Here is a 21,581-nt window from a genome sequence, read left to right on the forward strand (position 1 = left end):
GTCAACAGACCTTAATTATTCTATCTACGTGAGGCATACATGAAAGCGCTAGTAAAAACTCAGTCAGGCGTTGGGCACCTGAGGTTATCTGACATCCAAAAACCCACTCCTCTCGCCAATGAAGTATTGGTAAAAGTCAAAGCAGCAGGAATATGTGGAACCGATCTTCACATCAAAAAAGATACCTTTATTAATTTTCCACCTGTGACTTTAGGGCATGAGTTTTCTGGGGAAATAGTCTCTGTTGGAGAGGCGGTAACGGGCTCTCAGGTAGGCGAACGTATTGTTTCCCAACCCCATAAAGGCGGCTGTGGTCATTGTCGATATTGCAAAAATGGACAGGTCGAGATCTGCCCAGAGAAAAAAGCCATTGGTTACAAAATTGATGGCTGTTTTTCTGACTATATATGTATGCCCGCGGCGTCGCTACACCGCATACCCGACTCGTTATCTTTTGAAGAAGCCGCGTTAGCCGAGCCACTTGCTGTCGGCGTGAAAGCTGTGTTAGAGCGCTCCAAAGTTGAACCCAACGATGTCGTGGTGGTGCTTGGTTGTGGTGCGATAGGGCTGCTTGCAGCTGCCGCAGCTAAAGCCAGTGGAGCAAAAAAAGTTTTGGTAACAGGCATGGACAGTGATCTTGATGTCCGGCTAAGGATTGCTAAAGAGATGGGTATGGACGATGCGGTGAGCGTTCAGCAGGTGGATATCAAAGAGAAGATAGCGGATTGGACGAATGGATTAGGTGCCGACTTAGTGGTGGAAGCCAGCGGGGCTCCTGCTGCTATTAGCCAAGCATTTGAATTAGTGCGCCGAGATGGTCGAATTTGCGCCATTGGATTAACGGGAAAAGAGTCGGTGCCTGTTCCTTGGAACCTTGCGATGCATAACTCCGTTACTTTATCGTGCAGTTACAGCACCAGTTGGACCAGCTGGGAGACCGCGATTTCGTTACTGGATTCAAAGCGCGTCAATGTCGCGCCTTTGATGTCAGGAACGTATTCACTCCACGAGTATGAAGATGCGTTTCGACAGCTTGAAAACCTCCAAGCCGTAAAAAACTTATTCGTTTTCTGAGAATATGAGAGGGTAGCATGAACAAAAATGAAAGATTGCTCATTGGTGTAGACTGCAGTACCAGTGCAACCAAGGTAATTGTGTTTTCTATGTCGGGGAAAATTGTTGCTCAGAGTGCTCATAGCTACCCTCTTATTATGGAAAAACCGGGTTGGGTAGAGCAGAAAGCTGAAGATTGGTGGAATGCGTTTATTGCAGGGTGTCAGGACGTGATGTGTCACCCAGATGTAGATGCGAGGAAAATTTCTGGCATCGGTATTACTCATCAACGGTTCACTTTTGTTCCCGTTGATTCAGATATGAAACCGCTTCGAAATGCCATTTTGTGGAACGACATTCGATGCAGTGAAGAGGCAGAATTTGCTGGAAGAGAAATTGGTGCACAACTGATATTCAGTAAAACAGGGTATGCGCCAGGGCAATGGACTTTGTACAAAGCTTTGTGGTTAAAGCGCCACGAACCGGGCTTGTATTCACGAACGTTTAAACTGATGCTGGTGCAAGATTACTTGGTTTACCAACTTACTCGCCAATTGGTTACCCTTAGCGGTGCGGCAACCATGACAGGTGCCCTCGATATCGAAACACCGACTCAATGGGCGAGCGAAATTATTGGTGCTCTAGGTGTAAGAAAAGACATATGGATTGATACGATATTACCCGGTTGTAGCTCTGCGGGAGCCGTCACGAAAGAAGCTAGCCAGATAACAGGGCTGCCTGAAGGGATTCCCGTTGTGGTGACGGCCGGGGATCAACCATGTGGCATTCTTGGTGCGGGTGTTACGGAACCGGGTGAGATTGGTATCAACGGTGGTACATCTTGCACCAATGAAATGCTGGTGAAAAGTTTGCCCTCCCGAGATCGGCAAGATTACATTATTGAACTCAGCCCTTCTGGTAACTATGTGATGGAAAATTACATCTCAAGCGGTGGCTCGGCACTGATGAAGTGGTATAGAAATAATTTTTGTTTGAGTGGTAATAACGAAGAAGTGTGCCCTGATTGGAGTGATGTTTATCGATCTGCGGAGCGAAGCCCCGTCGGGAATAGTGGCATGATGATTGTGCCGTATTTTCAGGGAGCAAACGGACCTTATTGGGATTTAAATGCACGTGGGATGGCGTTCGGGCTTCACACTGAACATGGTCAACCACAGATGGTTCGCGGAATCATGGAAGGGCTGGCTTATGAGTCGAGACGGCAAGGTGAGCTGATGGAAGTGGGCGCGAAAACGGTAATAGAACAGATTAAAATGTACGGAGGCTCTGCGCGAAGTGATGTATGGAATCAGATTTTCGCTGATGTGTTTAACAAGCCCGTACTCGTTCCTAATACCTCAGAAACCACCGCCTTGGGTGCAGCGATTAGTGCCGCTGTCGGTTGTGGTGAATACAACGATTGCAAGTCAGCTGCAGAAAACATGGTGTCGGTAAAATGCTGCTTCAATCCGATTTCAAAGAATGTTGATATCTACAATGAGTATTATCAGAAAGTGTACTTACACCTTCACGACGCCGTGAAAACCTTATCTAAAACCAATGCTCAAATTACCTCGAATCTCGTTTGAAAGCCCAACAAAAGGCTGCGGCAGCAGATATAGCCTTCCCCCTGCATTTTGAGCTGGTTTGGGTATAAACTAAACGAAGAATCTCAGCACAATGTAGTCAGTCCATGTCTTCACTCTTTGATACCCATTGCCATTTCGACTTTGATGTTTTTTCTGATATTGATGCAGAACTTGCATTAGCCAAACAATCTGATGTAGAGCGAATCTTGATTCCTGCTGTTGGCTTGGTTAACTGGGATAAAGTGAACGAGCTTGCTTCTAGCCACCAAGAAATTTACTTCGCATTAGGGCTTCACCCTTATTTCATCGACCAACATCTGGATACGCATTTGGAACAGCTGGACGACAGGCTCCAAGATCGCAGTGACAAATGTGTTGCCGTTGGTGAGTGTGGGTTGGACTTTTATTCCGGTAGCGATACCCAAGCGAAACAAGAAGTGCTCCTTCAGGGGCAGATTGAATTGGCAAAGCGACACCAGCTTCCACTGATTCTTCATCAAAGAAAGTCCCATCAATCGATGGTATCGATGCTCAGAAAGTCACGATTTGATGGTGGGGGAGTGATTCATGGTTTCAGTGGTAGCTTTCAACAAGCCAAAGATTGGATTGATCTCGGGTTTGCTATTGGTGTTGGTGGGACAATTACTTACCCAAGAGCTCAAAAAACACGCAATACGATCACCAAATTACCCCTCGATTCCTTGGTGCTAGAAACCGATGCACCCGATATGCCTATGAATGGATATCAAGGAAAGCCAAATCACCCTAAGCACTTACCTCTAGTCTTGGAATGTCTTGCGGAGCTCAAAAAAAGAACAAAGCAAACGATTGCGCCACAGCTGTGGAGTAAAAGCAATTTAGTGTTCGGAATTTGTGAATAAATCGCCATCTTCACTGAAAGTTCCGCGAGCATACGATTGCTTTGTGTGATTGTTGTCACAGTTTATAATGATACAAGAGTGAATAAGGCACGAATTTGTGACTATGCCATTACTTTATTTATAGCGGGGTGCTTATAATGCCCACGCTTCATATAAGCGCCAATTTGTAACACGCCAATAAATAACTAATAAGGAAGTCATAAACTATGAGCCTGTTTATGAGCCTCGTCGGTATCGTTGTACTGCTAGGAATTGCAGTACTGTTATCCGGCAACCGCAAAGCAATTAATTTCAGAACAGTGGGTGGCGCTTTTGCTATCCAATTCGCACTCGGTGCTTTTGTTCTATACATCCCTTGGGGTCGTGATCTTCTGGCTGCATTCTCTGCAGGTGTTCAGAATGTGATCGACTACGGTAAAGACGGAACAGGTTTCCTGTTCGGTAGCTTAGTTAACTTCTCTGTTGACGGTATTGGCTTCATCTTTGCTTTCCAAGTTCTACCAACACTGATCTTCTTCTCTGCACTTATCTCCGTTCTTTACTACGTAGGTATCATGCAGTGGGTAATCAAGATTCTTGGTGGTGCTCTTCAAAAAGCATTGGGCACATCTCGTGCAGAATCCATGTCGGCAGCAGCTAACATTTTTGTAGGTCAAACAGAAGCACCTCTAGTGGTTCGTCCATTCGTACCTAAAATGACTCAATCTGAGTTGTTCGCGGTAATGTGTGGTGGTCTAGCATCTGTAGCGGGTGGTGTACTAGCAGGTTACGCATCAATGGGTGTACCTCTAGAGTACCTTGTTGCCGCGTCCTTCATGGCAGCACCTGGTGGTCTTCTGTTCGCTAAAATCATCATGCCTGAAACTGAAAAGGCAAAAGATGACCTTGATTCTGATATCGATGGCGGCGACGACAAACCAGCTAACGTAATTGATGCAGCAGCAGGCGGTGCGTCTGTTGGTCTTCAGCTAGCACTAAACGTTGGTGCAATGCTATTGGCATTCATCGGTCTAATCGCTCTAGTAAACGGCGTTCTTGGTGGCGTTGGTGGCTGGTTCGGTATGCCTGAACTGACTCTAGAACTTGTTCTTGGTTGGGTATTCGCTCCTCTAGCATTCATTATTGGTGTGCCGTGGGAAGAAGCGACACTCGCTGGTTCATTCATTGGTCAGAAGATTGTTGTAAACGAATTCGTTGCTTACTTGAACTTCACACCATACATCGGTGAAGGTGCGAAAGTGGTAGCGGAAACAGGTCTGCCAATGTCTGAGAAGACAACAGCAATCATCGCATTTGCATTGTGTGGTTTCGCGAACCTTTCATCTATCGCGATTCTACTTGGTGGTCTAGGTAGCCTTGCGCCTTCACGTCGTCACGACATCGCTCGTATGGGTGTGAAAGCTGTTATTGCAGGTACGCTATCTAACCTAATGGCAGCGACTATCGCTGGTCTATTCTTGTCTTTCTAAGTGTAAAGAGAAAGATTATATAGACGCCACGAAAACCAACCCCGTAGCAAGAAATTGCTGCGGGGTTTTTTTTGTTTTAAGCGGACTGAATTTTTTGAGATACAAACCGTTTGCGTCACATGGAATGCTATTGTTTTGAACAAATAGAGCGTATTGTATAGATCGTGAAAAGGTCAGACCTTTGCAGGAAGCAAAGAGACCCGAATTTGTGAAAAACGTTAGCCACGACTTAGGCGTCAAAACTTAACGTTGTGCCATAGACCTTATGGGTACTGTGCGGTGACAGGGATAGCAATTGAACTCGACATCTCGCTTTCTAGTAATGCGAAAATGAAAGAGTTTAAGTCTTCAGGGAACCAAGTCCGTTCATGTTGTGATGAGTTACCAAACTCACTTACTAATTGAATAAACTGATCGGAGATAGAAATGAGCGATTTAAAAGCAGCAGCTCTACGTGCACTTAAACTGATGGATTTGACTACGCTGAATGATGATGACACAGATGCGAAGGTGGTTTCGCTATGTCACAACGCAAAATCAGCAGTCGGCAACACGGCCGCCATCTGTATTTACCCTCGCTTTATTCCTATTGCTAAGAAGACACTGCGCGAGCAAGGTACACCAGACGTTCGCATCGCGACCGTTACCAACTTCCCACACGGCAATGACGACATCGATATTGCGGTTGCTGAAACCAAAGCAGCCGTCGCCTATGGTGCTGATGAAGTTGACGTTGTTTTTCCATACCGCGCACTGATCGCAGGTAATGAAAAAGTCGGCTTCGAACTGGTGAAACAGTGTAAAGAAGCGTGTGGCGATATCCTTCTTAAAGTGATCATTGAAACAGGTGAACTTAAAGAAGAAGCCTTAATCAAGAAGGCGTCTCAAATTTGTATTGAAGCAGGCGCTGACTTCATCAAAACCTCCACGGGTAAAGTGCCTGTCAATGCCACTCCTGAATACGCGCGTATGATGCTGGAAGTGATCCGCGACATGGGCGTTGCAGAAACCGTTGGCTTTAAGCCTGCTGGTGGTGTTCGCACTGCGGAAGACGCAGCAGCATACCTAGCAATGGCAGACGAAATCCTAGGTGACAATTGGGTAGATGCTCGTCACTACCGCTTTGGTGCATCAAGCCTGCTAACCAATCTACTGAATACATTAGAAGTAACAGACAAAACGGCTGATCCAGCCGCGTACTAATATTTGAAGCTTCAGCGTTGTTGACTGCGTAAGTTCACTCTAAACACATAGGAAATCTATGCTCATAGGGGTGAACTTACTTGTCGCCTAGCTGCAACTCCAACTATTTAAAGTATAAAAAATAAGATCTGTTTGATTGTGGGCGATGTTCTCCCGCCCATATTCTGCCTCTATACCCTACAAAGCTGGACCAATAGAGTCCGGTAGGAACTGACAATGTATTTACCTCAAGAAATTATCCGTAAAAAACGTGACGGCGAAGTGCTGTCTGCGGAAGAAATTCAATTCTTTATCCAAGGTGTTGCGAAAGGTGAAGTGTCTGAAGGACAAATCGCGGCGTTCGCGATGGCCATTTTCTTTAATGAAATGAGCATGCCCGAACGAATTGCACTGACTTGTGCGATGCGAGATTCCGGCATGGTGATCAACTGGGATCACATGAACTTTGGTGGTCCGATTGTCGATAAGCACTCCACTGGTGGTGTGGGTGATGTGACATCCCTCATGCTTGGCCCAATGGTGGCCGCGTGTGGTGGGTTTGTGCCTATGATTTCCGGACGTGGACTGGGGCATACTGGCGGTACACTGGATAAACTGGAATCCATCCCAGGCTACAACATTACGCCAAACAACGAAGTGTTTGGTGACGTAACCAAGGATTCGGGTGTGGCCATTATCGGTCAGACAGGGGATCTCGCGCCAGCCGATAAGCGTGTTTACGCTACCCGTGATATCACGGCAACGGTCGATAACATTTCCCTGATTACTGCCTCTATTCTGTCTAAGAAACTGGCTGCCGGTCTGGATTCACTCGTGATGGACGTAAAAGTGGGTTCCGGTGCGTTTATGCCGACTTATGAAGCGTCAGAAGAACTGGCGAAATCAATTGTTGCAGTAGCCAACGGTGCTGGTACTAAAACGACTGCCATCCTTACAGACATGAATCAGGTGCTTGCGTCTTCTGCAGGTAACGCAGTAGAAGTACGTGAAGCGGTGCAGTTCCTTACTGGTGAATACCGCAATCCACGTTTGCTGGAGATTACTTTAGCACTGTGTAGTGAAATGCTGGTACTGGGCAAGCTTGCAGACAATACCGAAGATGCGCGCAAAAAGCTGATTGCAGTCCTAGATAATGGAAAAGCGGCTGAATGCTTCGGCAAGATGGTGGCTGGCTTAGGTGGTCCTGTCGACTTCGTAGAAAACTACGACAACTACCTCGAAAAAGCCGAGATAATCAAACCAGTTTATGCCAAAGAAAATGGTGTTGTCTCTTCGATGGACACCCGAGCGATTGGCATGGCAGTCGTGGCGATGGGCGGCGGTCGTCGTGTGGCAACCGACAGTATCGATTACGCGGTTGGCTTTGATCAATTCATACGCCTTGGTGAAGTCGCAAGCAGTGAGAAGCCACTAGCGGTGATCCACGCACGTACTGAAGCTCAGTGGAATGAAGCGGCTGACGCCTTACACAAAGCCATTACGGTTGGCGGCGAATATCAAGAGACGCCAGATGTGTATCATCAATTTCGCTCACAAGACGTCTAGATAGACCAATTTATGGAAAAAAGCCTTTCATGGATAACGAAATGAACCGTGCTTTCTTTCATTTTATTTACTCATAATAAGAGCGTAGGCAAAGGTGTTACCGAACGTAAATTGGGTTGATCTCATGACGCTATAAACGGTATTTTGCCTGCATCGAACATTTATTACTTTTTATAAGGACCACTTCAATGGCTACTCCTCATATTAATGCTGAAATGGGTGCATTCGCAGACGTTGTATTGATGCCGGGCGACCCGCTACGTGCCAAATACATCGCAGAAACATTTCTGGATGACGTTGTACAAGTCTGCGATGTTCGCAATATGTTTGGTTACACAGGGACTTACAAAGGTCGTAAGATCTCTGTTATGGGACACGGAATGGGGATCCCTTCGTGCTCAATTTATGCAACAGAATTAATCAAAGATTTCGGTGTTAAGAAAATCATTCGTGTAGGCAGCTGTGGTGCAGTAAACGAAGACATCAAAGTACGCGATGTAGTTATCGGCATGGGCGCAAGCACGGATTCAAAAGTAAACCGTATTCGCTTTAAAGGGCATGACTTCGCAGCAATTGCGGATTACCAGATGGTAAAAAATGCTGAAGAAGCAGCAAAAGCTCGTGGCATCGATGTGAAAGTCGGTAACCTGTTTTCGGCAGAGCTATTCTACACACCTGATCCAGAAATGTTCGACGTGATGGATAAATACGGAATCGTTGGTGTAGAAATGGAAGCGGCTGGCATCTATGGCGTATGTGCAGAATACGGTGCCAAAGCGCTGACTATCTGTACTGTGTCTGACCACATAAAAACGGGTGAGCAAACCACTTCAGAAGAACGTGCAACGACGTTTAACGAGATGATTGAGATTGCATTAGATTCTGTTTTACTTGGCGATAAGTAATCCGGAATCTATGAATAAAAAAGCCCCGCTAAGTTGGTTTAGCGGGGCTTTTATGTTGTTGGAACTCGCCGATATATTCCGACTAAGATGCGACATTCTTGAGTAGTAAATTTTCACCTTTTTGGCGGCTACGACGCTGACGTCGGAACAAAATCGCAATCAATATGCCACTGGCAAAACTCATCAAAATCATTAAGTACATAAGGCGGTCACTGTTGCGATAGTGGTGATCCGATATTGCGGTCACACGACCTTTTTCAAAGGTAATACGCATAAAGCCAATCATGGCACCATCGTTGTAAATCGGTTCAACCAACTGCTGACGCCCAATGGCTGCAGTGCCTAATGGGGTATCTAGCCCTAACACTTCACGCACGGGTTTTGCATCGTGACTTGCGGCCAGCTTAACGCCTTCCGCATCGTAGATTGTTGCATCGAGTACAAGGCGATCTTTAGACAGCTGCTGAGTCAGCTTAAGCAGGTTTTCCTGTTCCTGATTCACTAGCATATCACTGGCAGACAGCGCTGCTTGGGTGACCAAAACATTGGTCAGAGTTTCAAGCTGTCGAGCCTGAATCGCTTCGTTACCCTTACTGATAACCACGCTGTTTTGCACCATGGAAAAAACCAGCAAAGCGAGCACGATCATCGCGATAATGCGTAAGAAAGCGCGGAATGAAAATAGGGAACTGCTCATACAAAGGTTCGCCACTCGTTAAGATTTAAATTGATCATAAACTTGCGTTTCCAAATTGCAATAGGTTAAGTTTACGTTCACTACAGGATTAAACTGTCATGGACGCAATGAAAACTCTGCCAATTAAGAAACACATCACACTAGTTAAACGTCTTCCAGAAACACGATTTGCCTCTCGCATCGATTTACAACGCGCGAATTGGATCATTTTTGCTGATTACCTTTCCCCTAACCATTTTGACGACATTGATTTCTATACCGGAACCTACAATGCCGTAGTGGCAACATGGAAAGTCGGTAAATATGAAGTGGCGTTGATGACGGGGGAACTGACCAGTGAGCATGAAACCATTTTGCAAGCGCTATCTCTAGATTACGCCAATTTGCATGATGTTCCGGATCTCAGCAAACCTGGGTTGGTCGTGATGGATATGGACTCGACCGCTATTCAAATCGAATGCATTGATGAGATCGCGAAGTTAGCGGGCGTGGGTGAGCAAGTATCTGAAGTTACAGAGCGCGCGATGCAAGGTGAACTGGATTTTGAAGAAAGCTTGAGACAACGTGTAGGCGCGTTGAAAGATGCCGATGAAAGCATTTTGGAAGCGGTGAGAAGCGATTTGCCAATGATGCCAGATTTGCGTGAGTTCGTTGCTAGCTTGCAAGCATTTGGTTGGAAAACGGCGATAGCGTCTGGCGGCTTTACCTATTTTTCCGATTACTTAAAAGAGACGCTCAATCTAGACCATGCACAATCCAATACGTTGGAAATCGTGGGCGGTAAGTTGACAGGGCAAGTACTGGGCGATGTGGTATCTGCGCAGACTAAAGCTGAAATTCTCAGTGAACTTGCAGAGCAATACGATATTGAACCCCATAATACCGTTGCAGTTGGTGATGGTGCCAACGACTTGGTCATGATGAATGCCGCGGGTTTAGGCGTGGCGTATCACGCTAAACCTAAGGTAGAACAACAAGCGCAAACTGCCGTCCGTTTCAGTGGATTAGGTGGAGTACTTTGTATTTTAAGTGCAGGGCTGGTGAAACAACAAAAAGTGGCGTGGTAGCGATAGGCCCGCTTCGCTTGGTGACATTCCAGTTTCAATTTAAAAAAATGCGAATGCAAAAACAGGAAAAGCGGGCGATTTAAGCCCGCTTTTCTATTTTTGCCATAACACGAAATCAGGTCAGTTCCAGCCTTATCAGAACTTCTTCTGTAATGTCGGTAAACTCACCGTATCCAACTAAGCTGGTGAATTCCTTCTCTAACGCTCTAGCGTGGTGGATAGTCGCTTTGGCCAAGCTGCTCAATTCTTCATTGAGAAGGTTGGTTAATGAATCGAAAATGGGCATACCAGAGATTCGAATCACATAAAACTGACCAATTGATTTGGCTTTCTTCACAAAGCGCATGCGCTCTTTTATCGATTCAAAGTCACTGATTAAGCGAGTGTGGATTTCTTCAATCTGCTTGCCATTTTGAGTAACAGCGATATACAGCTCATTAAACGCTGGCTCTGCACCCTCGATAGGACGCATGGGGGTTGCCAGCAAAGTATTCGTTCGGTTTTTAAAAATAGGTTCCAATGAGAGTTTACCGCCATGCCCTAACGATTGGAAAATTTTAGCGAGACCATCCATTGGGAAATTCACACCAATGGCTCTTGGTTGCAATATCCGATCTTTCTTTTCAATGTAGAAAGGAACGGACACCATTCTTCCAAGCAACAAATGGTGCATGGTGCTCAGCAGCTCTGAAGAGGGGATGGGTTCATTGTCTTCTTTAAGCTTACCTTGGTTATGGGTAATCAAACGTTTTAAGAAATTTAGGCTGCGTGTACTTTGAGGGTTTTCAATGATCGATAGGTGGATATTTTTACAATCAGGACTGAGCTTGATCACCTTGTAGGGTACTTCTGACAATGGTACTCCACTGTCGTAGCGTTGAAGCTCAATATAGTTCACATTTATTTCGTCGCCTGCTTTGGCCTGAATAGGTGTCGCCAGTTGAATGTTCAACCCTCTACTGGAAAAGTCGATGGTTTTTCCTTTTAGCGGCTCTGTATTTCCCAATTGAGCTTCGACAGGAGAATCAAATACAAACCTTGGTTCTGTACGGCGAGAGCTGGAATCAAAGTATATGCCTTGTGGCGAACCCACTATCTGACGAGTATGACGGAATCGATTGAGCTCCGAGCTTGGTATGCTAGGTTTTTCTGTTAACAAATAGTCGTGGCTGGTTTTCGCGTCGCTCACTTCTTGTAAAATACCAGTGTGTGTCAGAGTTTTGATGGTTTCTGACATTTCTGGTGCAACTTCTAACAAGTGTGAGATCTCGTCTTTAGATAACTCAAACATATGTAGCCGGAATACTCGCCAGCTATCGCGTCTAGCGCCTACATGCCAAAAGAGCTGTCTTTGTTCACGGGAAGCCTCTGGCAGCATCATACTGTAAAACAAGGTTTTATCTTGATGTTCATGAGTAAACGAATAGATAAAATTACTACTGGTCTTCATTCCCGGTGGGGTAAGAGGGGCCATGCGTTCACGATGAAAGAGAGTGCCTAAAGTCTGTTGGTTACGCTCGTCATGCCAATATGTCCAAAGCCCCTGATTAGCGTCTGTGAGCAGTGAATACCGGAGCTCGGTGCCAGAGAAAAACAGTGGAAGATTACTGGTGTGTTTTAAGTAGCTGTGCTCGTAGCCTCGAGAACGTGCCCGAAGAATATGATCTTGGTTGTCGTGTTTGGCTCGTTTAGAATTGTTTTTTAGCATCAGCTCAATGGCATGAGAAATTGCATCGGTTTCGGTGAGTTTCATCAATCGAAGCCATTTCACGCTGTTGTTTTCAAAGCAATTGTCTACACCAAGAATTCGATATTCGAGCGCTTCTTCTAATTCGGGGTTATTGGTTTCTTTCGCAAGCTGGACGAAGCGTGCTTCAATGACTTCACCGAGTTTGTAGTCGAATGCGCTTGGTACCTTAAACTTTGCACCTGAACACGATAAATCAACACTGACGCCGTGGATCTCTTGACCGGACTTTAATTTGATGTCTACTTGGCTTGCCATGCGTAAGCGGTTTTCTTGACGGCGTAAATCGTAGCCTAACCGAATGGCTTCTGCTTCATATGGGCTGTCGGGGTCGGTGATGCTGTAGGTCATGTTCGGGCGATTTTTACTCATCACCCTAAAGTTATTACGAGTGTTGACTAACGCTTCCCACACGCCTTCGGTATAGCCACCAAAGCGCTTCACTTTTTTGTGATAAGCATTAATCGCTACGTCGTCGAGCCAATGGGTTAGCTCCTCCAGCTTGTATTCGCGACATTCCCCTTGTACTCGTCCTCTCAAATCTATGGTCTTGGTGCATGGCGCCATCACACGCTTCATTTCCATTTTGACCAAAATTTTGACCGACGGATGCTCCCCTTCTGTCATTTGTGACAATACAAGGTCGAAGTCATCCGAACGATATACGGGTATGAGGCGCTCAACGAGCGAGAGTATTTCAGCTTGTTCCATTATTTCTGTTAAAGTACCTGTCCTAACTGGGTTATCGACGACGTAATCGTTATCTTTAAAATAATTATACTCTTATGATCAGAGATATGACCCCAATGTTAAATTTTTATTGTAAATAATTGAGGGACGGCAAGTTCTATGGCGAAAGCAAAACGTGCATATGTTTGTAATGATTGTGGTGCAGATTTCCCCCGCTGGCAAGGGCAGTGCAATGCTTGTGGGGCGTGGAACACCATATCTGAAATTCGTCTTGCCGCTTCGCCAACAGTAGCCCGTAATGAAAGACTTTCAGGGTATGCAGGCTCTGGAACAGAATCCAAAGTACAAAAACTGTCGGAAATTGATCTTCAAGAAGTGCCTCGTTTTTCTAGTGGGTTCAAAGAATTAGATAGAGTACTTGGCGGTGGAATTGTGCCGGGAGCGGCTATTCTGATTGGTGGTAACCCTGGAGCCGGTAAATCAACACTTCTTTTACAAACCATGTGTTTGCTTTCAAGCCAAATGCCTTCGCTATATGTGACAGGTGAAGAGTCTTTACAACAGGTCGCAATGCGAGCATCGCGATTGGGCTTGCCTAAAGATAGCCTCAGCATGTTGTCTGAAACCAATGTCGATAAAATTTGCCAAATTGCAGAAAAAGAACAGCCTCGCATTATGGTGATCGACTCCATTCAGGTGATGCATGTTGCCGATGTGCAATCGTCACCGGGTAGTGTGGCGCAGGTTCGTGAGTCCGCAACTGCTCTAACGCGCTACGCCAAACAGAACAATGTGGCCGTTTTTATTGTTGGTCACGTGACGAAAGATGGCACGTTGGCAGGACCAAAAGTGTTGGAGCACATTATTGACTGTTCGGTCTTGTTAGATGGTGGTACAGACACGCGTTTCCGTACTATGCGCAGCCACAAAAACCGTTTTGGTGCGGTGAATGAGCTGGGTGTGTTCGCGATGACAGGGCAAGGGCTAAAAGAAGTCAGTAACCCTTCTGCCATTTTCTTATCTCGTGGGGAAGAGGAAACTTCTGGCAGTTCAGTCATGGTGGTGTGGGAAGGAACGCGTCCACTTTTAGTTGAAATTCAAGCGTTGGTGGATTATTCGCAGTTGGCTAACCCTCGCCGAGTGGCGGTGGGGCTGGAGCAAAACCGCTTGTCTTTGTTGCTTGCCGTTTTACATAAACACGGCGGTTTACAAATGGCCGACCAAGACGTATTCGTGAACGTGGTTGGCGGGGTTAAGGTGACTGAAACCAGTGCCGACCTTGCGTTAGTGATGGCGTTATTATCGAGCTTTCGAGACCGACCATTGCCGAAAGATGTCGTGGTGTTTGGTGAGGTTGGGCTAGCGGGTGAAATCCGCCCTGTACCCAGTGGACAAGAGCGATTAATGGAAGCGTTCAAACACGGCTTCACCAAAGCCATTGTCCCAGCCGCCAATATGCCAAAAGGCGGAATTCAAGGCATGCAAATCCATGGTGTTAAGAAGCTGTCAGAAGCCATCGAAGCGTTTGATGAGTTGTAAGCTTTATACTCTTATCATCAAGATGACTTGGTTTAAAAGTTGAATGAAAGCCACCTCGCGGTGGCTTTTTTGTTTATTGAAGCTTCAGGTTACGGATTTCGTAACCGTCACTATTGGGAGCATAACCAGATTGCGTTGGTGGAATCAGGTGTGTTTTGTCGAAAAAGCGAATGATATCTAACGCACAATTTTTATATTGATCGTCGTTAAATGTCTTGCTGACCTTACGGTTCGTTAGTAAATAGTTGTTGTCTTCGCCCGTTTCTAAAAACTCCCATTGAGTGTATCGAGTTTGGGTATTTTCGTCTAAGCAATACAAGCGGACTTTGATCAACCCTTGTTCTGGGTAACGCTCATAATCCCAGTTGTTACTGGTGAACTCTTCCATAGACAGTGTTTTGCCGTAGATAGGGCAGAATGAGAACTGACCGCTTTTTGTCATGCGGAATGAAGAGACACCGCCTTTGCCAACTGCGTAGAAACGCTTCTGGTGAAAGATGTTGCGCGGTTCGTAACGCCATGCTTCATCAACACGTTGCCCCGGTTTATTTACTGTAAAGTTACCTACCGCGTCATCAATGTACATATCACAGCCCCAATTCGAAGGCATGTGACTTGGGTTTCCACTCATACACTGATTGAACTGTGGGCTACCCGCAGGGAAGAATAGGTTGCACATATCTGTATTTGGGTTGTCAGCCAACTTGGCGACTTTAACGTTTTGCACTAGCAATTGAGAAGCATCAGAATGATTGCCTCCGCTGATCACGACGGGAGTATAGGTACGGTTGGCAACAAAAACGGCGCTGGCTTTGTTCATGCCATTGACCTTGGGCGCATAACCATCGTACCCATTGACTGGGAAATCAATTCTGGGTTCGTTCACCAAAACCTTATGAGCACTGCCATTCGCTGTTCCTGATGTGATTTTGCCGTTGACCTTAACGATGACATTTTGATTACCACTCGCTCGTTGATAATCAAAGCTAACATTGTATTTGGCTCCTGGTATTGTTGGGATAAATGTGCGTAGCAATACAGGCGTTTGGTTAGCATTAAAGTTTAAGGCGTAAAGTTCTCCGCCAACGGAGATACGCTTATTTGGGCCGCAGTAGCTTAGGTCTGCTCGCAAAGCGGCACTGTAGTCCGAATCTGAGAAGACTGCTCCTTTCCGGCTTGCTATACCAATCTCCAATCGCGTTTCACATTGTTCATTGATTAAGCGCCTTAGCTCGTTATCACCCACTGCCTGAGATAGGTATTGATATTGAGTGTTACCCAAGATTTGATTTAACGAAGCTGAAGTTAGGTGAGCGGCAAAAAGCAGACGACCATTTTGAGTGTATGTTTCTGGGTTGTCGTGAGACAAAACGGTGTTATTTGGCGTAAGGTCAACCATTCCCCAGTTTCCATTCTGGAATTGGTTATGGAACCCACTGAAATCCTGAACAAAGGTGTCAGCTGTGGCTAAGGTTGGTAAGCAAAGTGCAGAAATGGTCAATGCTTTACTGAAAGGAAACGATAAGGTGTTCGATTTTGTGTAGTTTGCATCAGTGCTCAAACGATTAAGTTTCAAGGTAAATACTCCATATTTGAATCAATAGAACACTCTGGAAAGTAAGCAAATAAACTTGTGGTCTTTTATGCAACCTGAATAGATTGTTTTGGGTTGTTAACGCCTAAGACTCTTTTCCCCCAATGCCTTTGCTTAGTTAAGAGAGTGGTCGCAGATTACATTAAATAACCACATTGTTTTTGGTGTTTTATCCGAAGTCTTAAACACGTACGTTTGTCTCAATACGCGGAAATGGATTTGTGTCGTAGCCGAGACATAAGGAGGGATTCAAATAAAAAACGCCACTGTCATTGAAAGTGGCGTTTTGAAGTTAAGTTTTTTGATTTTTAATGCCTAATTTTTCCTTTTTAAAACTATTGTAGTTTTAAATTACGGATGTCAAAGCCATCGTTATTTTCGTCATATCCAGCCTGAGTGGTGGGTATGATATGCGTACGGTCTTCAAATTGTAGTGCGAGCAACAAACAATGTTGGTATTTGGCGTCGTTAAAGGTTTTATCTATTTTCCCTTGCGTGACCAAAAGGTTGTCGTCGCGTTCAGTTCCTATGGTTTCCCAACGAGTTTCTCGCGTACCGTTAGCCGCTAAACAGTTCAATTTGGCAAGCACATAACCTTGTTCTGCGTAACGTTCGTAGTCCCAGTTGTTTGACGTGAACTCTTGCAAGGTGATTTGCTTGTTGAAGATAGGGCAAGCAGAAAGTTTGCCGTTGTTCGACATGTTGAATGTGGAAATACCGCCTTTGCCCACTGAGTAGAATTGTTTCCAGCTGAAGATATTTTGAGGGTCGTAGCGCCACGGCTCACTTAGTGCTCGTTCGCCTGCTTCATCAACTACAAAGTTACCCAACTGAGAGTCGATGTTCAGGTTACAGCTTATTTCAGAAGGCACACCCGTGGAGCCGCCATTCAAGCAATTCTGCAGTTCAGCGCTTCCAGCCGGGTAAAGAAGTTCGCAAAGCTCTTTATTTGGGTTTTGCTTCGTGACGAATACTTTTACGTCTTTCAACATTAACCCATAAGAGTCAGGTAACCCTTTGTCGCGAAAGACGATTGGTGTATGAAAACGGTCGGCTTTAAAGTGAACGACTGCTTTGTTGAAACCTTTTATAAGGTTAGTGTCGTTCAACTGAATAGGAAATTGTAGGCGATGACCGCTGATCCCAACGCCACCATGTCCATTCACTGTCGCACTCGTCACTTCTCCACCGACATTGTTGATAAGGTCGCGGTAGTAGTTATTCGCTTGTGAGGTCGGTGTGTAGGCGCGTCTTTGATATTTAAATACCAAGCGATACTCCGCACCCGGAGTTGTCGGTACAAAGGTGCGAATGTTGACTGCGGCTTCATTATTATTGAAGTTAAGAGGGTAGTACGTTCCACCAACATTTAAGCGACGATTTTTAGGGCAATGTGATGTGTCTGAATCTAGCTCTGCAAGATAACCCCCGCCTTTGTATTGTTGACCGTAAGTTTTAGATGTCCCCACCTCCAATTGAGCTTCACAGTGATTATTGATACGGCGGCGAACTTCTTCTTCGCCAATGGTGCTTTCCAAATACTGGTATTGCGATTTCCCGAGCACATGACGCATGGTGCGCTTGGTCCAACGAGGTTCAAACAGTAACGTACTGCCTGATGTGTAAGCTTGTGGGTTACTAGGCGTTAGCTGCTCACCGGAAGGCGTAAAATCAACCAACCCCCATGTGCCGTGCTCTAGCTGATTTTGATAGGTATTAAATAGTTGGGTGTATTTGTCTAATGTGTCTGCTGCGATAGGGAAAGCTAAGACTGCAGAAGCTAGGCTTAAACTTGCCAATGTTTTTTTTTATCATGACTCTAATCCTTGTGTTTAACAGAAACACTCAGCAATGCAGCCTACCTGAATGCATACCACTGCGATGTTAGGTACTGTCATTTTGCGTCCCGATTTTTCAATCAGTTTGCCCTAAGAGTGGTGATAGATTAGAACAGGCAGAAACGAAAAAAAGGCTAATATAAATAAATTCTTAACTTCGATTTACAGTCTTTCTTTTAAGAATAAGAGAGAGTGAAATTCGCTACCATCCATGTGTTCGTGACATAAAAAATGCCACCGGCAAGCGGTGACATTTTAGGAAGGTATTACTCGAAAAGGTGTTTAGTTTTCGATACGCATAGCACGTACATCAAAACCATCACTGTTCGCATCGTAACCAGACTGTGATTCTGGAATTAGGTGCGTACGGTCAACAAAACGTACTGCTGTAAGCAAGCAGTTGTCGTACTTAGCGTCGTTGAACAATTTGTCGATTTTCTTGTTTGTGATTAGATAATTGTTCTCTAGCTCAGTTTCAATGACTTCCCAGCGGCTCGCACGGATACCATTGTCAACACAAGAAAGTTTAACTTTCACTAAGCCTTGCTCTGCCCAACGCTCGTAGTCCCAGTTGTTCGCAGTGTACTCGTCCAGTCTTAGACGCTTACCTTTGATAGGACAACCAGAGTATTTGCCGTTAGAAGCCATGTTGAACGTTGTGATGCCTTCTCTACCTACACCGTAGAAGTTCTTAGTATGTAGGATATTAAGAGGGTCGTAACGCCATGGTTCACTTGTCGCACGGTAACCTGCTTGGTCTACCACTACGTTACCAAGTGTAGAGTCCACTTCAAGGTTACAGCTGATAACTTCAGGTGCTGGCTCGCCACCATTCAAACAGTTAAGCAGCTCTTGGCTACCTGCTGGGAATAGCACTTCACAGGTTTCTTTATTTGGATTCACTTTCGTTACATGGGTACGTACTTTGTTCACCAAGATACCGTATGAATCAGGAAGACCTTTGTCTGCAATAGCAACTGCAGTGTGGAAGCGGTCTGCCGTAAATTTAATACGTGCAACGTAGAAACCGTGACCATCGCGGCTAGCGTTAGGAGCGGCTGGTAAGCTCACACGCTGACCATCAAAGCTTGCGTTTGAACCACCATCCAGTTTTGCTGATTCGATATCGCCACGAACCCATACTGCTACGTCACGGTATGCATTGTTGGAACTATTGTGATAGTTACGTTTAGTGTAACGAATTTCAACTTCGTACTCAGAGCCCGGTGTTGTTGGGATAAATGTACGTAAGTTTACTGTAGAAGCGTTGTTTTTAGGGTAAGACAAGTCGTAACGCTTACCGCTGACATAGATAGCAGGCTTGTGCTTCTGGCAGTGATAAGTATCTGAATCTAACTCTGTCAGATACTGTTTCTTTTGCTCCCACCAAGGAAGTGGGCTGCCGAAGTTATACGTTTTATGTTTACCGACTTCTGCGCGAGCTTCACATACTTGATCAACAAGGCGGCGGATTTCATCTACACCGATGCTGTTGCGAAGTTCATCAAATTGGTTTGAGCCCAGCATTTTTCTAAGTGTGTTCCAAGTCCAGCGGACTTCGAATAAGATGTTTTGATTGCTGGTGGTGTAAGCAGCTTTGTTACTTGGTGAAAGCGTTTGATTGGGTGATAGGTCAACGGTTGCCCAATAACCCCAAACTTGATTCTTGTAGCTGTTAAAGTCCTGTACGTACTCTTCAGCTTTTGGTTTGTTATTATCGATGACACTTGCGGGTACAAATGCTTGTGCTTGTGTGGCTGCAAATGCAACTAAGCCTGCAACTAAAAGTTTCAATTTCATTACTCTAAATTCCTTTGTGTTTTCGTCTCGGTAAAAACACTCAGCAATGCAGCCTACCTAAAAGCAAACACCCTAGAAGGTTGTTTAGGTACTGTCATTTTGCGCCCTCATCTCTCAATGAGTTAGCCCTAAGAGTCGCGGTAGAATACATGATCTCCATTCAAAAAAAATGCAGGAAAACAGGCATTCTCACATATGCTACTGATATCTTATATCAGAGATAGCTAATTTAGATTACGGGAATGAGAACCGAAGAGAAAAGGAACTGCATAACTCCGGGGTTGGAGGAGATTGAGTCATGCAGTTCAACCTAAGGTACTAGACCCTAAGACTTCTAATTTTCGATACGAAGGTTACGAACGTCATAACCATCACTTGCTGCGGAGTAACCAGGTTGGTCTTCCGGGATAAGGTGCGTTCTGTCTACGAAGCGAATCGCGCGAAGTAAACAAGACTGGTAATCATCATCGTTGAACACTTTATCTACTTTCTTATTAGTGATAAGTAGGTTATCTGGACGTTCAGTTTCTAATGTTTCCCAGCGTGCTACACGTATGTTGTTCTCGTCTAAGCATGCTAGTCGTACTTGAATCCAACCTTGCTCTGCAAAGCGAGTGTAATCCCAGTTGTTACCAGTGAACTCTTCTAATCTTAGTGTCTTGCCATAGATTGGACAGCCAGAATATTGACCATTGTTCGCTAGTCTCAAGGTTGAGATGCCACCTTTACCTACGCTGTAGTAGTTTTTCACGTGGAAAAGGTTGTTTGGATCGTAACGCCAAGGTTCGGCTTCAGCTCGATATCCCGCTTTATTTACCTTGAAGTTGCCTAACGTCTCGTCGACTTCTAGGTTACAGCTCAACATATCAGGTGTTTGTTCGCCACCAGAGGTGAGACATTTTTTCAGACCGCCGCTGTTTGGTGGGAAGAACAGCTCACAGGTTTCTTTAAAAGGATTAACCTCGGTAACTTCAGTTTGGATTTCATTGATCAATAGACCATACGAGTCTGGGTGACCACTGTCTGCTAATGCAATTGGTGTGTAGAATCGATTTGCTGTGAAGCTAATAGTCGCTACGTTGAATCCATCTTCTTGGTTGGCGTCAGAGATTGAAGGATTGGCTGGCAGGCGTACACGTTGTCCAGTAAAAGTAATATCGCCAACACCTTGCAGGGATGCTTCTTCAAGCGCTCCACGAACCCAAACATTCATGTTACGGTACGCTTGTGCTTCTGTAATCCCGAAACGGCTATAGTTGTAATTGCGTTTGTGGTACTTGATGGTCAGTGAGTATTTAGAACCTGGTGTTGTTGGAACAAAAGTACGCATATTCACAGTAGAAGATTTCTGTGGATAGGAAAGAGGATAAACAACACCGTTTACAGTAATATTTGGATTGTTGCGGTTACAGTGATAGATATCTGAATCCATCTCCGCGACATAGCCACCAACAGAAGGCGCACCGTAATTGTATGTGCGTTGTGTGCCTACTTCGATGCGAGCTTCACACTGTGTATCAATAAGCTGGCGAAGCTTTTGAACCCCAATTTTCTTTCTTAAAGTATTGAAAGCTTGCTTTCCTAACATGCGACGCATGGTGTTCCATGTCCAACGCACTTCAAATTGAAGTTCATCGCTGTCATTAACATATGACGCTTTATCTGAAGGGGTTAGGTCTGGTGTACTAGGTGTGAAATCCACGGTTCCCCAAGAACCTCGATCGGTCTGGTTAGCGAAACCGTTAAAGTTCTGAGTGTAAGTTTCTCCAGATACAGCAAATGTTGATACTGTCGCAAGAGCCAAAGTAGAGGCAGTTAAGAGCAATCGCTTAGTCATAACGTCCATTCCTTGTATTTATAGTGAGTGCGGTGCTTATCGAAATACCGCTTTTATAGACAATCCACTTAAAACTTTCTCCCCAAGTTCAAAGTGGTAAATTGGCAGCCTGTCGTTAACGGGTTTA

General features: G+C 45.2%; 15 protein-coding genes and 2 riboswitches. Of the genes, 9 read left to right on the forward strand and 6 right to left on the reverse strand.

Annotated features, from left to right (window positions below; translation table 11 throughout):
- The first annotated feature begins 39 nt into the window (after nucleotides 1-39).
- From LDO37_RS03960 to deoD, 7 genes are all read left to right on the forward strand, one after another.
- Nucleotides 40-1,074, forward strand: a complete 1,035-nt coding sequence (locus LDO37_RS03960) for a zinc-dependent alcohol dehydrogenase (protein ID WP_126609216.1) — start codon at nucleotides 40-42, stop codon at nucleotides 1,072-1,074.
- 17 nt (nucleotides 1,075-1,091) lie between these two features.
- Complete coding sequence (locus tag LDO37_RS03965; protein ID WP_126609217.1) at nucleotides 1,092-2,642, forward strand: xylulokinase; 1,551 nt, start codon at nucleotides 1,092-1,094, stop codon at nucleotides 2,640-2,642.
- 104 nt (nucleotides 2,643-2,746) lie between these two features.
- On the forward strand, nucleotides 2,747-3,523 hold the full coding sequence (locus tag LDO37_RS03970) for a TatD family hydrolase (RefSeq protein ID WP_126609218.1): 777 nt from the start codon (nucleotides 2,747-2,749) through the stop codon (nucleotides 3,521-3,523).
- Nucleotides 3,524-3,729: 206 nt separating this feature from the next.
- Nucleotides 3,730-4,992 carry a NupC/NupG family nucleoside CNT transporter gene (locus tag LDO37_RS03975; RefSeq protein WP_126609219.1) on the forward strand — a complete coding sequence of 421 codons (1,263 nt, stop codon included), beginning with the start codon at nucleotides 3,730-3,732 and terminating at the stop codon, nucleotides 4,990-4,992.
- Between the two features lie 426 nt (nucleotides 4,993-5,418).
- A complete protein-coding gene (gene deoC / locus LDO37_RS03980) occupies nucleotides 5,419-6,195 on the forward strand; it encodes a deoxyribose-phosphate aldolase (protein WP_104401481.1) in 777 nt (258 codons plus the stop codon).
- Nucleotides 6,196-6,411: 216 nt separating this feature from the next.
- The gene (gene deoA / locus LDO37_RS03985; protein WP_126609220.1) at nucleotides 6,412-7,740 is read left to right on the forward strand and encodes a thymidine phosphorylase; all 1,329 of its coding nucleotides are present in this window, start codon (nucleotides 6,412-6,414) and stop codon (nucleotides 7,738-7,740) included.
- A gap of 188 nt (nucleotides 7,741-7,928) precedes the next feature.
- On the forward strand, nucleotides 7,929-8,645 hold the full coding sequence (deoD, locus tag LDO37_RS03990; protein ID WP_104401483.1) for a purine-nucleoside phosphorylase: 717 nt from the start codon (nucleotides 7,929-7,931) through the stop codon (nucleotides 8,643-8,645).
- Nucleotides 8,646-8,727: 82 nt separating this feature from the next.
- Here the strand turns inward: deoD and LDO37_RS03995 are convergent, their stop codons facing one another.
- The gene (locus LDO37_RS03995; RefSeq protein ID WP_101113203.1) at nucleotides 8,728-9,342 is read right to left on the reverse strand and encodes a YtjB family periplasmic protein; all 615 of its coding nucleotides are present in this window, start codon (nucleotides 9,340-9,342) and stop codon (nucleotides 8,728-8,730) included.
- A gap of 98 nt (nucleotides 9,343-9,440) precedes the next feature.
- Here LDO37_RS03995 and serB point away from each other — a divergent pair, with 98 nt between their 5' ends.
- Nucleotides 9,441-10,409: a phosphoserine phosphatase gene (serB, locus tag LDO37_RS04000; RefSeq protein WP_126609221.1), complete on the forward strand. Its 969-nt coding sequence runs from the start codon at nucleotides 9,441-9,443 to the stop codon at nucleotides 10,407-10,409.
- A gap of 115 nt (nucleotides 10,410-10,524) precedes the next feature.
- Here serB and LDO37_RS04005 read toward each other — a convergent pair whose 3' ends face one another.
- The gene (locus LDO37_RS04005) at nucleotides 10,525-12,867 is read right to left on the reverse strand and encodes a PilZ domain-containing protein (RefSeq protein WP_126609222.1); all 2,343 of its coding nucleotides are present in this window, start codon (nucleotides 12,865-12,867) and stop codon (nucleotides 10,525-10,527) included.
- A gap of 138 nt (nucleotides 12,868-13,005) precedes the next feature.
- Between LDO37_RS04005 and radA the strand changes: the two genes are divergently transcribed.
- A complete protein-coding gene (gene radA / locus LDO37_RS04010) occupies nucleotides 13,006-14,385 on the forward strand; it encodes a DNA repair protein RadA (RefSeq protein WP_126609223.1) in 1,380 nt (459 codons plus the stop codon).
- Nucleotides 14,386-14,458: 73 nt separating this feature from the next.
- Here the strand turns inward: radA and LDO37_RS04015 are convergent, their stop codons facing one another.
- The 4 genes from LDO37_RS04015 to LDO37_RS04030 form a co-directional block, all read right to left on the reverse strand.
- Nucleotides 14,459-15,961 (reverse strand): hypothetical protein, encoded by a 1,503-nt coding sequence (locus LDO37_RS04015; protein WP_126609224.1) that lies wholly within the window; start codon nucleotides 15,959-15,961, stop codon nucleotides 14,459-14,461.
- Between the two features lie 353 nt (nucleotides 15,962-16,314).
- Nucleotides 16,315-17,778, reverse strand: a complete 1,464-nt coding sequence (locus LDO37_RS04020) for a hypothetical protein (RefSeq protein WP_126609225.1) — start codon at nucleotides 17,776-17,778, stop codon at nucleotides 16,315-16,317.
- A gap of 45 nt (nucleotides 17,779-17,823) precedes the next feature.
- Nucleotides 17,824-17,917: riboswitch (cyclic di-GMP riboswitch) on the reverse strand.
- A 182-nt stretch (nucleotides 17,918-18,099) separates the two neighbouring features.
- Nucleotides 18,100-19,617, reverse strand: a complete 1,518-nt coding sequence (locus tag LDO37_RS04025) for a hypothetical protein (RefSeq protein ID WP_126609226.1) — start codon at nucleotides 19,615-19,617, stop codon at nucleotides 18,100-18,102.
- Nucleotides 19,618-19,656: 39 nt separating this feature from the next.
- Nucleotides 19,657-19,755, reverse strand: a riboswitch (cyclic di-GMP riboswitch).
- A gap of 196 nt (nucleotides 19,756-19,951) precedes the next feature.
- Nucleotides 19,952-21,454, reverse strand: a complete 1,503-nt coding sequence (locus LDO37_RS04030) for a hypothetical protein (RefSeq protein ID WP_185829907.1) — start codon at nucleotides 21,452-21,454, stop codon at nucleotides 19,952-19,954.
- Nucleotides 21,455-21,581: the final 127 nt, after the last annotated feature.

This window comes from Vibrio penaeicida (assembly GCF_019977755.1).
Classification (GTDB): Bacteria; Pseudomonadota; Gammaproteobacteria; order Enterobacterales; family Vibrionaceae; genus Vibrio; species Vibrio penaeicida.

Coding starts and splice junctions, on each gene's coding strand:
- LDO37_RS03960 (WP_126609216.1), top strand. CDS start 40: ATGAAAGCGCTAGTAAAAACTCAGTCAGGCGTTGGGCACCTGAGGTTA.
- LDO37_RS03965 (WP_126609217.1), top strand. CDS start 1,092: ATGAACAAAAATGAAAGATTGCTCATTGGTGTAGACTGCAGTACCAGT.
- LDO37_RS03970 (WP_126609218.1), top strand. CDS start 2,747: ATGTCTTCACTCTTTGATACCCATTGCCATTTCGACTTTGATGTTTTT.
- LDO37_RS03975 (WP_126609219.1), top strand. CDS start 3,730: ATGAGCCTGTTTATGAGCCTCGTCGGTATCGTTGTACTGCTAGGAATT.
- deoC (WP_104401481.1), top strand. CDS start 5,419: ATGAGCGATTTAAAAGCAGCAGCTCTACGTGCACTTAAACTGATGGAT.
- deoA (WP_126609220.1), top strand. CDS start 6,412: ATGTATTTACCTCAAGAAATTATCCGTAAAAAACGTGACGGCGAAGTG.
- deoD (WP_104401483.1), top strand. CDS start 7,929: ATGGCTACTCCTCATATTAATGCTGAAATGGGTGCATTCGCAGACGTT.
- LDO37_RS03995 (WP_101113203.1), bottom strand. CDS start 9,342: ATGAGCAGTTCCCTATTTTCATTCCGCGCTTTCTTACGCATTATCGCG.
- serB (WP_126609221.1), top strand. CDS start 9,441: ATGGACGCAATGAAAACTCTGCCAATTAAGAAACACATCACACTAGTT.
- LDO37_RS04005 (WP_126609222.1), bottom strand. CDS start 12,867: ATGGAACAAGCTGAAATACTCTCGCTCGTTGAGCGCCTCATACCCGTA.
- radA (WP_126609223.1), top strand. CDS start 13,006: ATGGCGAAAGCAAAACGTGCATATGTTTGTAATGATTGTGGTGCAGAT.
- LDO37_RS04025 (WP_126609226.1), bottom strand. CDS start 19,617: ATGAAATTGAAACTTTTAGTTGCAGGCTTAGTTGCATTTGCAGCCACA.
- LDO37_RS04030 (WP_185829907.1), bottom strand. CDS start 21,454: ATGACTAAGCGATTGCTCTTAACTGCCTCTACTTTGGCTCTTGCGACA.